Origin of the sequence: Streptomyces sp. CoH27 (assembly GCF_020181035.1) — a bacterium.
Taxonomy (GTDB): domain Bacteria; phylum Actinomycetota; class Actinomycetes; order Streptomycetales; family Streptomycetaceae; genus Streptomyces; species Streptomyces camelliae.
Genome location: NZ_JAIQYY010000023.1, coordinates 80,603 through 92,526, shown reverse-complemented (window position 1 = coordinate 92,526; position 11,924 = coordinate 80,603). Strand labels below are relative to the sequence as shown.

8 protein-coding genes and 1 riboswitch are annotated in these 11,924 nt (G+C 73.3%); of the genes, 1 reads left to right on the top strand and 7 read right to left on the bottom strand.

Translation table 11 applies throughout. The annotated features are described in order from the left end of the window. Positions 1–63: 63 nt before the first annotated feature. Entirely contained in the window at positions 64–798 is a 735-nt protein-coding gene (locus tag LE548_RS33590; protein ID WP_225100791.1) for a ZIP family metal transporter, read from the top strand. Positions 799–830: 32 nt separating this feature from the next. Here the strand turns inward: LE548_RS33590 and cobI are convergent, their stop codons facing one another. Genes cobI through LE548_RS33555 form a run of 7 tightly spaced genes read right to left on the bottom strand, consistent with a single transcriptional unit; the run spans position 831 to position 11,666 of the window. Next, positions 831–1,562, bottom strand: a complete 732-nt coding sequence (cobI, locus tag LE548_RS33585; protein ID WP_225100790.1) for a precorrin-2 C(20)-methyltransferase — start codon at positions 1,560–1,562, stop codon at positions 831–833. Then, complete coding sequence (locus tag LE548_RS33580) at positions 1,559–2,968, bottom strand: cobyrinate a,c-diamide synthase (RefSeq protein ID WP_225100789.1); 1,410 nt, start codon at positions 2,966–2,968, stop codon at positions 1,559–1,561. The genes cobI and LE548_RS33580 overlap by 4 nt, the downstream gene beginning before the upstream one ends. Beyond that, positions 2,968–3,567, bottom strand: coding sequence for a cob(I)yrinic acid a,c-diamide adenosyltransferase (cobO, locus tag LE548_RS33575; protein WP_201818749.1), 600 nt, complete (start codon positions 3,565–3,567; stop codon positions 2,968–2,970). The genes LE548_RS33580 and cobO overlap by 1 nt, the downstream gene beginning before the upstream one ends. After that, the gene (locus LE548_RS33570) at positions 3,567–5,561 is read right to left on the bottom strand and encodes a putative cobaltochelatase (protein ID WP_225100788.1); all 1,995 of its coding nucleotides are present in this window, start codon (positions 5,559–5,561) and stop codon (positions 3,567–3,569) included. The genes cobO and LE548_RS33570 overlap by 1 nt, the downstream gene beginning before the upstream one ends. Beyond that, positions 5,558–9,211: a cobaltochelatase subunit CobN gene (gene cobN / locus LE548_RS33565; protein ID WP_225100787.1), complete on the bottom strand. Its 3,654-nt coding sequence runs from the start codon at positions 9,209–9,211 to the stop codon at positions 5,558–5,560. Before cobN ends, LE548_RS33570 begins: the two co-directional genes overlap by 4 nt. Next, complete coding sequence (locus LE548_RS33560; protein WP_225100786.1) at positions 9,208–10,716, bottom strand: cobyric acid synthase; 1,509 nt, start codon at positions 10,714–10,716, stop codon at positions 9,208–9,210. The genes cobN and LE548_RS33560 overlap by 4 nt, the downstream gene beginning before the upstream one ends. Further along, entirely contained in the window at positions 10,713–11,666 is a 954-nt protein-coding gene (locus LE548_RS33555) for a cobalamin biosynthesis protein (protein WP_225100785.1), read from the bottom strand. Before LE548_RS33555 ends, LE548_RS33560 begins: the two co-directional genes overlap by 4 nt. A 97-nt stretch (positions 11,667–11,763) precedes the next feature. Continuing rightward, positions 11,764–11,906: riboswitch (cobalamin riboswitch) on the bottom strand. Between the last annotated feature and the right edge of the window lie 18 nt (positions 11,907–11,924).

Sequence of the window (11,924 nt, the reverse complement as noted above, 5' to 3'; positions counted from 1 at the left end):
TGTAGGGCGATATGGGAGGCGCCGGATGTGCGCGAAGGCGCCTCCATCGGATAGCAAGGGCCTATGGCGGTCTTCGTCGCGCTCGGCGCGTTCCTGATGACGCTGGCCGGCGGCTGGACGGCACAGCGGGTGACCGACCGTCGGCATCTGGTCCTGGGCCTGGCCGGCGGACTGATGCTGGGCGTGGTCGGCCTGGACCTGCTCCCGGAGGCGCTGCACGCCGCCGGCCGCGAGATCTTCGGCGTACCCGCCGCCCTGCTGCTGTTCGTGGCAGGCTTCCTGCTGGCCCATCTGGTCGAACGCACCCTGGCCGCCCGGCAGGCCCCGCACGGCGGAGCCGAGGGGCACCGGCACCGGGCGCCCGAGGTGGGCCTGGCGGCGGCCGGTGCGATGGTGGGGCACAGCGCCATGGACGGCGTGGCGATCGGCGCCGCCTTCCAGGTGGGCGGCGGCATGGGCGCGGCCGTCGCGCTCGCCGTGATCGCGCACGACTTCGCCGACGGCTTCAACACCTTCACCATCACCAGCCTGTACGGCAACGCCCGCCGCCGGGCCGTGGCCATGCTGGTGGCCGACGCCTGCGCACCGGTGCTGGGCGCGCTGTCGACGGTCTTCTTCCACATCCCCGAACCGCTGCTCGGCGGCTACCTGGGCCTCTTCGGCGGCGCGCTGCTCTATCTCGCCGCCGCCGAGATCCTCCCCGAGGCCCACCACGAGCACCCCGCGCGCTCCACCCTGCTGTGCACGGTGGCGGGCGCGGCCTTCGTCTGGCTGGTGGTCGGCATCTCCGGCGGCTGATCCGACGGGACCGCGCACCCCGAGGGGGCGGGTCACAGCTTCCCGCCCCGTCCGCCGTCCCGGCGCGGCGGCGCGATCAGCGTGGAGAGGTACGGCAGCGGCTCCCCGTCCAGCTCGGCGGCCGGCCGCACCGACTCCTCCGCCAGACCCAGCGCCGAACCCCACACGGCGTCCGCCAGCCGCCCGGTCTCCGTGAGCGCCTCCGCGACCTCGGCGGCCTGCCGCCCGAACTTGTACGCGACAACCGTCCCCGGCCCCGCCAGCGCGTCCTTGAGCACGGCGGACCCGGCCGTGACCGGTACGAGGGTCAGCGGCTCGGTTCCCTCGGTCAGCACGGCACCGGAGCGCGCCGCGAGATCCTGCATGGCGGTGATCCCGGGCACGGTCTCGACGACCACGTCCGGCACGAGCGCCACGATGGTCTGCGCGAGATACGTGAACGTCGAGTACACATTGGGGTCGCCGATGGTGGCGAAGGCGACGGACCCGTGCCGCCGCAGCAGCTCGGCGACCCGCTCACCCGCCGCGTCCCAGGCGGCCTCCCGGCGCGCCCGGTCGGTCCGCTCGTTCAGCGCGAACACCACCCGGACGACCTTCTCCGCGCCCACGTAGTGCAGCACGGTCGCCTCGGCCCGCCCCCGCTCACCGGTGTCCATGACGGGTACGACGACGACATCGGCCGCGCGCAGGGCGTTGACCCCCTTGACGGTCACCAGCTCCGGGTCACCAGGACCCACCCCGACCCCGACCAGCCTGCTGCTCATGACGTCCGGCACCTCTCCACGAACCGACGGGCCACACCGGGCTCGGCCGCCCAGTGCGTGTGCAGATAACTCGCGTGCACGCCCTGCTGTACGAAACCTTCCACCCGCCGTACGGGCGCCCGCACTCCCCAGGCGGGAGCCGCCCCGGCGCCGGGCTCGACAACAGTGCGATGGAACTCGTGCCCCCGCATCCGCGTCCCGGCGACGGCCAGCACACTGTCCCCCACGGCCACGGCGTCCCGGTAACCGAGCGTCAGCCGCTGCGTCATCCGCGCGGTGGCAGCCAGCACCCCGCACATGGGCTGCCCGTCCAACTCCCGGCAGAGATAGAGCAGTCCGGCACATTCGGCGGCCACGGGGGCGCCACCGAGGGCCAGCTCCGCGACGGCCTTGCGCAACGGCTCGTTGGCGGCCAGCTCACCGGCGTACACCTCGGGGAACCCCCCACCGATGACCAACCCTGCGGTGCCTTCCGGCAGTTGCTCGTCACGGAGGGGATCGAAGGTGACGACGTCGGCACCGGCTGCGGCGAGCAGCTCGGTGTGCTCGGCGTAGGAGAAGGTGAAGGCGGGCCCACCGGCGACGGCGACGACGGGGGCCGGATTCCCGGCCGACGGTTCGGGCCCGCCCTGCCCTCGCTTCCCGGCCGAGCGAGTCGCGTGGAGGGCGGGCGAGGCGGGGGTCCAGGGGTCGCAGCCCCCTGGTACGGGACCGGCAGCACGGGCCAGCGCCTCCAGCGCCGCCAGGTCACAGCCGGCGGACACCTGCGCAGCCATCGCGGCGACGGCCTCGACCGCGGCGGAGCCCCGCTCGGCGACCGGCACCAGCCCAAGGTGCCGAGAAGGCGTGTCCACCTGCTGAGCCCGCCGCACGGCACCCAGCACCGGCACGCCGGCCGAATCCAACGCCTCCCGCAGCAACTCCTCATGCCGGTCGGACCCGACCTTGTTGAGGATCACACCCCCGACCCGCACCCCCGGATCCCAGGAAGCGAATCCGTGCACCAGCGCGGCCACGGACCGGGACTGCGACGACGCGTCGACCACCAGCACCACCGGAGCGCCCAGCAGCTTGGCCACATGCGCGGTGGAGGCCAGCTCGCCTTCGCCCGCCGCCCCGTCGTACAGCCCCATCACACCCTCGACCACGGCCAGGTCGCACCCCCGCGCCCCATGCAGGAACAGCGGAGCGATCAGCTCCGGCCCGCACAGGTAGGCGTCCAGGTTCCGCCCGACCCGCCCGGTCGCGAGCGCGTGGTACCCGGGGTCGATGTAGTCCGGCCCGACCTTGTGCGGGGACACGGCGAGCCCCCGCGCGGCGAACGCGGCCATCAGCCCCGTGGCCACGGTGGTCTTGCCGCTGCCCGAGGAGGGCGCGGCGATGACCAGCCGTGGCACCGACGACATCACCACTCGATGCCCTTCTGCCCCTTCTGGCCCACGTCCATGGGGTGCTTGACCTTGGACATGTCGGTCACCAGGTCTGCGAAGTCGACCAGTTTCTCCGGCGCGTTCCGCCCGGTGATGACGACGTGCTGGGTGCCCGGCCGGTCCCGCAGCACCTCGATCACCTCATCGGTGTCCACCCATCCCCAGTGCATCGGATAGGCGAACTCGTCCAGCACGTACAGCCGGTACGTCTCGGCCGCCAGGTCCCGCTTGACCTGCTCCCAGCCCTCCCGGGCCTTCTCCTCGTTGTCCATCTGGGCGTCCCGCTGCACCCACGACCAGCCCTCGCCCATCTTGTGCCAGTCGACGGTGCCGCCCTCGCCGGAGGCGCCGAGCACGCGCAGCGCGTTCTCCTCGCCGACCTTCCACTTCGCCGACTTGACGAACTGGAACACCCCGATCGGCCACCCCTGGTTCCAGGCACGCAGCGCGAGCCCGAACGCGGCGGTGGACTTGCCCTTGCCGACGCCCGTGTGCACGACGACCAGCGGACGGTTCCGGCGCTGACGGGTCGTCAGTCCGTCGTCCGGTACGACACTCGGCTGTCCTTGCGGCATTACGCGGCCCTCCTGCTCTGCATTCCCTTGACCAGCCCGGCGATCGAGTCCGCCCGCAGCTCGTCCAGCGTGACGGCCGTACCGCCCAGCTCGCCCGCGAGCTGCCCGGCCAGCCCCAGCCGCACCGGACCCGACTCGCAGTCCACGACCACCGAGGCGACCGACTCGGCCGCGAACAGCCGCGCCGCCCGCCCGGCCAGCGCCACCGGCTCCGGGCCACCGGTGGCCCGCCCGTCGGTGACCACGACCATCAGCGCCCGGCGCGCCGGATCCCGCAACCGCTCCACCCGCAGCACGTCATGTGCCGTGAGCAGCCCGGCCGCCAGCGGCGTACGCCCACCCGTCGGCAGCGACTCCAGCCGTACGGCGGCGGCATCCACGGAGGACGTCGGCGGCAGCGCGACATCAGCACCGGCTCCCCGGAAGGTCACCAGCCCCACCTTGTCCCGCCGCTGATAGGCGTCGAGCAGCAGCGACAGCACCGCACCCTTCACGGCGCTCATCCGCTGCCGCGCCGCCATCGACCCGGAGGCGTCCACGACGAACAGCACGAGGTTGCCCTCGCGGCCCTCCCTGGTCGCCTGCCGCAGATCGTCCCGGCGGATCACCAGCCCCGGCCCGGACCGGCCGCGCACCCGCTGGTGCGGGGCGGCGGCCTGCACGGTCGCGGCCAGATGCAGCTTGGTCAGCGCCCCCTGGGGCCGGCGGGCCCCGGTGGTCCGCCCGTGCTCGGTCCGCGCCCGCGAGCGCCGCCCGGCGGCACCCTCACCGATCCCGGGCACGCTCAGCACCTTGGTCCGGAACGGCTCGGCGGCCCGTACGGCCGACTGCTCCCGCCCGCCGGACGCCTGCGGCTCCCCGCCCTCACCGGCCTCAGGGCGGGCGGCGGTGTCCCCGCCGCCCTGCGGACCGCTGTCGGGCGCCGGCTGCCCGCCGCCCCCGGGCCCGTCGGGATCAGGATCCTCATCCCCCTGCGAGTCGTCCCCGGAGAACTGCTCCAGGGTCTCGTCCAGCTTGTCCTCGTCCAGACCGGGAGCGTCGAAGGGGTTACGGCGCCTGCGGTGCGGCAGCGCGAGCAGCGCCGCCTGCCGTACGTCCTCGGCGAGCACGTCGGTCCGCCCGGCCCATGCGGCCAGCGCGGTCGCCGTACGCGCCATCACGATGTCGGCCCGCATGCCGTCCACCTCGAAGGCGGCACAGGTCGCCGCGATCTGCCGGAGCGCCCCGTCTCCCAGCCGCACCTGCGGCAGCAACTCCCGTGCCGCCACGATCCGTTGGCGTACGGCAGCCTCTTTGTCCGCCCACCGCGCGGCGAACCCGCGCGGGTCGTCGTCGTACGCCAGCCGGCGCCGCACGACCTCCACCCGCTGATCGGGCTCGCGCGAGGCCGCGACCTCCACGGTCAGCCCGAACCGGTCCAGCAACTGCGGCCGCAGCTCGCCCTCTTCGGGGTTCATCGTGCCGACGAGCAGGAAGCGCGCCGCATGCCGCACCGACACGCCCTCGCGCTCCACGTACGAGGCACCCATCGCCGCCGCGTCCAGCAGCAGGTCGACCAGATGGTCGTGGAGGAGGTTGACCTCGTCGACGTAGAGGATGCCCCGGTGCGCGTCGGCCAGCAGCCCCGGCTCGAACGCCTTCACGCCCTCGGCGAGCGCCCGCTCGATGTCCAGCGCGCCCACAAGCCGGTCCTCGGAGGCGCCGACGGGCAGCTCGACCATCCGTGCGGGCCGAGCCGTACCGGACGCCTGCTCGTGCGGGCCGTCCGGGCAGGCCGGATCCGGTGCCGCCGGGTCACAGGAGAACCGGCACCCGGACACCACGGCCACCTCGGGCAGCAGCGCCGAAAGGGCGCGCACCGCCGTCGACTTGGCCGTGCCCTTCTCGCCGCGCACCAGCACACCGCCGACGGCGGGGCTGACCGCGTTCAGCAGCAGCGCGAGCCGCAGATCGTCCTGACCGACAACGGCCGTGAAAGGGAAGGGAGTTGTCACTGGTCGTCGCCCTCCAAATCGCCTTCCAGCTCCAGATACGTGGCGCGCAGCCGCTCCAGCGTGTCCGCGTCCGGTTCCGCCCACAGCCCCCGGTCCGCCGCCTCAAGGAGCCGCTCGGTGATGCCGCGCAGCGCCCACGGGTTGGACTCCTTCATGAAGTCCCGGTTCTCCGGGTCGAAGACGTACTCCGCGCTGAGCTTCTCGTACATCCAGTCGTCGACCACGCCTGCGGTGGCGTCGTAGCCGAACAGGTAGTCCACGGTCGCCGCCATCTCGAAGGCGCCCTTGTAGCCGTGCCGGCGCATCGCCGCCATCCAGCGCGGGTTGACCACCCGCGCACGGAAGACACGGTGGGTCTCCTCGCCCAGCGTGCGGGTCTTCACCTGGTCCGGTACGGCACTGTCGCCCACGTACGCCTCGGGGTTGGCGCCGGTCAGATGCCGGACCATCGCCACCATGCCGCCGTGGTACTGGAAGTAGTCGTCGGCGTCGACCAGGTCGTGCTCGCGGGTGTCGACGTTCTTCGCCGCCACCGCGATCCGCCTGAACGCCGTCTCCATGTCCCCGCGCGCCGCCCGCCCGTCGAGCCCGCGCCCATAGGCGTAACCGCCCCACACCGCGTACACCTCGGCCAGGTCGGCGTCGGAGCGCCAGTTCCGGGCGTCGATCAGCGGCAGCAGACCCGCGCCGTAGGCGCCCGGCTTCGAGCCGAAGATGCGGGCCGTCGCGCGCCGCCGGTCGCCGTGCCCGGCCGCGTCCTCCTCCACATGCGCCCGCACGTAGTTGGACTCGGCGGGCTCGTCCAGCTCCGCCACCGCCCGCACCGCGTCGTCGATCAGCCCGACCACATGCGGGAACGCGTCCCGGAAGAAGCCGGAGATACGGACCGTGACGTCGATGCGCGGCCGGCCCAGCTCCGCCAGGGGCACGATCTCGAAGCCCGTCACCCGGCGCGAGGCGTCGTCCCACACCGGACGGCAGCCCAGCAGCGCCAGGATCTCGGCGATGTCGTCGCCCTGGGTGCGCATCGCGGACGTGCCCCACACGGTCAGGCCGACGGACTGCGGGTACTCGCCCGTGTCGCTCAGATACCGCTGCACCAGCGAGTCGGCGAGCGACTGCCCGACCTCCCAACTCAGCCTGGACGGAATGGCCTTGGGGTCGACCGAGTAGAAGTTACGGCCGGTCGGCAGGACGTTCACCAGACCACGGGTCGGCGAACCCGAGGGGCCGGCCGGGACGTAACCGCCGTCCAGGGCCCGCAGGATGTGCCCGATCTCGTCGGTGGTCTTCGCCAGCCGGGGTACGACCTCGTCGCACGCGAACTCCAACACCACGACGGCGTCCGGGAGTTCGACGTGGAGCACGGCGCGCAGAACGGAGGGCACGGCCGTACGCTCCCAGGCCCGCTCCTCCATGCCCTCCGCGATCCGCCGGCACAGCTGCTCCAGCAGGTCGATCGCGTCGGCGGCCGTACGGGAGGGACCCTCCACCAGGTCCGTCAGCTCCACCGGCACCTTCACCGGCGCCCCCGGCTCGGCCAGCAACTCCTTCTCCACCAGCCCGAAATGAGCGGCGAGGCAGGCCCTGAGCCCCGGCAGCGCGTTCGCCCGGCCGCCCCACACCTGGGACGCCCGCAGCACGGCCAGCACCAGGTTCACGCGCGGCTCACCGACCGGGCCGCCGCCCAGGATGTGCAGCCCGTCGCGGATCTGCACATCCTTGATCTCGCACAGATAGCCGTCGATGTGCATGACGAACTCGTCGAAGTCGTCGTCGCCCGGCTGCTCGTCCACATGCAGGTCGTGGTGCAGCTCGGCCGCCTTGACCAGCGTCCAGATCTGGGCGCGCACGGCCGGCGCCTTCGCCGGGTCCAGGTCGGAGACGAGCGCGTACTCGTCCAGCAGCTGCTCCAGCTTGGCCAGGTCACCGTAGGTGTCGGCGCGCGCCATCGGCGGCACCAGGTGGTCGACGACCGTGGCGTGCCCGCGCCGCTTGGCCTGGGTTCCCTCGCCGGGGTCGTTGACGATGAACGGGTAGATGAGCGGGAGGTCACCGAGGACGGCGTCCGGCGCGCAGCCCGCGCTCAGCCCGAGCCCCTTGCCCGGCAGCCACTCCATCGTGCCGTGCTTGCCCATGTGCACGATCGCGTCCGCGCCGAAGCTGTTCTCCAGCCAGCGGTAGGCGGCCATGTAGTGGTGCGAGGGCGGCATGTCGGGGTCGTGGTAGATCGCGATCGGGTTCTCGCCGAAGCCGCGCGGCGGCTGGATCATGACCACGACGTTCCCGAACCGGAGGGAGGCCAGCACGATGTCGTCGCCGTCGACGTACAAGCTGCCCGGCGGCTCGCCCCACGCCTCCAGCATGGCGTCCCTGAGGTCCGGGTCGAGCGTGTCGAACCACGCCCGGTAATCGGCCAGCGGCACCCGCGCGGGCGCGGCGGCCAGCTGCTCCTCGGTCAGCCACTCGACATCGTGGCCGCCGGCGTCGATCAGCCGGTGGATCAACTCGTCGCCGCCGGAGGGGTATTCGGTGAGTCCGTATCCGGCGTCGCGGAGTGCGTCCAGCACCCGGACCGCCGACGCGGGCGTGTCCAGACCGACCGCGTTGCCGACGCGGGAGTGCTTGGTGGGGTACGCGGTGAAGACCAGCGCGACCTTCTTCTCCGCGTTCGGCTTGTGCTTCAACTGCGCGTGCCGTACGGCGATCCCCGCGACCCGGCCCGCCCGCTCGGGGTCGGCGACGTACACCGGGACCTCGTCGGGGCCCTGCTCCTTGAAGGAGAACGGCACGGTGATCAGGCGGCCGTCGAACTCCGGGATCGCGACCTGCATCGCCGCGTCCATGGGGGAGAGGGCGGCGTCCGACTCCTCCCAGGCCTGCTTCGACGAGGTGAGGCAGAGCCCCTGCAGCACAGGGACGTCGAGGTCGGCGAGGGCGCCGATGTCCCAGGCCTCCTCGTCACCGCCCGCCGAGGCTTGCGAGGCGTGTGTGCCGCCCGCCGCGAGCACGGTGGCGATCAGCGCGTCGGCCCCGCCCAGCAGCTCGTACAGCCCGGCGTCCGCGCCGCGCAGCGAACCGCAGTACACCGGAAGGGCGTTGGCGCCCCGCGCCTCGATCGCGTCGCAGAGGGTGTCCACGAAGGCGGTGTTGCCGCTCAGCTCGTGCGCCCGGTAGAAGAGCACGCCCACCGTCGGCCGGCCGTCGACGCGAGCACGCTCACCGTGGACGCCGTACGCCGGCATCGTGCGCGGCTCCTCGAAGCCCTCGCCGGTCAGCAGCACGGTGTCGGACAGGAACCGGGACAGCTCCAGCAGGTTCGCCGGGCCGCCCTCGACCAGGTACCGCAGCGCCTCCGCGACGACTCCGGCCGGCACCGACGACTCGGCCATCAGCTCCGCGTCCGGCACGGCCTCGCCGCCCAGCAGCACGGTCGGGATCCCGGCCGCCCTCAGCGCGGCGAGCCCCTCCTCCCAGGCCCGCTTGCCGCCCAGCAGCCGTACGACGGCGAGGTCCGCGCCCGCCAGCAGCTCCGGCAGCTCCTGCCCGACGTCCACCCGGGTCGGGTTGCCGATGCGGTAGTCCGCACCGGAGGCCCGGGCCGCCAGCAGATCCGTGTCGGCGGTGGACAACAACAACACTGTGCTCATGCGGGCGCTCCCGGTGGAATGAAAGGCAGTCCTTGCGGCGCGCCCGACTCGATGAGCCGCCACAGCGCGTCCGTGTCCGCGTGCTGTTCGATCAGGTCGCCGAGCCGGTCGAGCTGCTCCTCGCGCAGCGCGGCGAAGGAGGTGTCCGGCGCGGGCACGAAGCGGCGGCCCGCGGCGGCGGCCACCTCGCGCAGGAAGGCCCGCCGGAAGCCGTCCGACTCCAGCGAGCCGTGCCAGTGGGTGCCCCAGGTCCGGCCGACCCGGCAGCCGTCGAGGAAGGCTTCTCCGCCCGTGATTTCGGCGACGCCGTGGTGGATCTCGTACCCCTCGACCCGCTCGCCGAGGGCCTCGCCGACCGGCCGGGTGAGCGTCTTCTCGCGGGCGAACCGCACCCGCACCGGCAGCACCCCGAGCCCGGGGACCGCGCCGGCGCGCGACTCGACCTCGTCCTCGATGTGCTCGCCGAGGATCTGGAAGCCGCCGCAGATGCCGAGGACGGGCCTCTGATCGGCGGCCCTGCGGACAAGGGCGTCGGCGAGGCCCCGCTCCCGCAGCCACTCCAGCGCCCGCACGGTCCCGCGCGTGCCCGGGATCACCACGAGGTCCGCGTCGGCCAGCTCCTCCGGGCGGTCCACGAACCGCACCACGACGCCCGGTTCGGCGGCGAGGGCGTCGACGTCCGTGAAGTTCGACATCAGCGGGATCGCGCATACGGCGACCCGCAGCACGTCTTCGCCGACCGGAGGAGACACGGTCGACTCGCGGACCGTGCCGCGCAGCGAGACGCGCAGCCCGTCCTCCTCGTCGATGCCGAGCCCGTGCCGGAACGGCAGCACGCCGTAGGTGCGCCGCCCGGTGAGGCCCTGGAGCATCTCCAACCCGGGCGCCAGCAGGCTGACATCGCCCCGGAACTTGTTCACCAGGAACCCGGCGATCAGCTCCTGGTCCTCCGGCGAGAGCAGGGCGACGGTGCCGAAGAAGGAGGCGAAGACGCCCCCGCGGTCGATGTCCCCCACCACCAGCACGGGCAGCCGCGCGTTCCGCGCGATCCCCATGTTCACGATGTCGGTCCGGCGCAGATTGATCTCGGCCGGGCTGCCCGCCCCCTCACAGATCACCGCGTCATACGTGCCCCGCAACTCGGCGAGACAGTCCAGCACCGTGCCGAGGAGCTTCTGCTGCCGCCCGCCGTGGTAGCCGCGTGCGCTCAGCTCGCCCACCGGCTTGCCCAGCAGCACCACCTGGCTGCTCTGCTCGCCGCCCGGCTTGAGCAGCACGGGGTTCATCAGCGCGGTCGGCTCGATCCGGCTGGCCTGGGCCTGCATGGCCTGCGCCCGGCCGATCTCCGCGCCCTGACGGGTCACGAAGGAGTTGAGCGACATGTTCTGCGCCTTGAACGGCGCGACCTTCACTCCCTGACGCACCAGCCACCGGCAGATCCCGGCCGTCACGACGCTCTTGCCGGCGTCGGAGGTGGTGCCGGCGACGAGGAGTCCCCCGCTCACTTGCCACGTCCCTTCAGGCTTTTGACGAGGAGGCGCGCGGCGACCGTGGTGCCGAGCGCGAGGAGGCCGACGCGGCGGGAGAGCCGTACGGCCCGGTCGATGTCGGTGACCCGGACGGCCCGGCCCGTGGCCCCGCCCAGCACGGGCCGGTGCTCGACGCGGCCGCCGTAGGAGAGGGTGCCGCCGAGGCGCACGCCGAGCGCGCCGGCGAACGAGGCCTCCACGGGCCCGGCGTTGGGGCTCGGGTGCTTGCCGGCGTCGGCCTTCCAGGCGCGCAGGGCGCCGCGCGGGTCGGGTCCGGCCACGGCGGCGAGTACGGCGGTCAGCCGTGCCCCCGGCCAGCCGGCCACGTCGTCGAGGCGGGCGGAGGCCCAGCCGTAGCGGCGGTAGCGAGGGGACTTGTGACCCACCATCGCGTCCAGGGTGTTGACGGCCCGGAACCCGAGCAACCCCGGCACCCCGGCCACCGCGCCCCACACCAGCGCGCCCACGACGGCGTCGGAGGTGTTCTCGGCGACCGACTCGACCACGGCCCGCGCGATCCCGTCGGCGTCCAGCGCCTGCGGGTCCCGGCCGCACAGATGAGGCAGCCGGGCACGGGCCGCCTCGACGTCCCCGGCCTGCAGCGCCCGCCCGATCGTGCCGGCCTCACGGGCCAGCGAGGTGCCGCCGACGACCGCCCAGACGGCAGCGGCGGTCAGCGCGGCGGAGGCGGCAGGGGAGGGGCGTACGGCGCGCGCGGCGACCGTGCCGAGGGCGACGGCGCCGCCCGCGCACACGACGGTGTGCAGCGTGCCCCAGCCGCGGTGGTCGCGCCACAACGCGCCTTCCACGGCCGTGGCCGCCCGCCCGAACACGGCGACCGGGTGCCCGCGGCGCGGATCGCCGAGGAGCAGGTCCCCGAGAAGGCCGGCGGCGGCGCCGTACGCGTAGGAGCGATCGGCACCCATGGGCTCAGCCGGCCGTGGGTACAGGAGCGGGCCTGACAGGGGTCCTTCGGCAGCCGGGCATGGCGATCGTTGTCCTCACTCAGGGTGTCCGCGCCCTGGTTCGACGAGATTCGGCGGTGAGAGTTCCTGGCTCCCGGGGGTTCTTCCCCGGTGACAGTGGCGGGACCGCGCCGGATTCGCACCGGCTTCCTCTCCTGCCGCCGTACATGGCCTGGGCAGTCCACCACGTGTCCGGAACGGCCGTCAACTTGCCGTTGA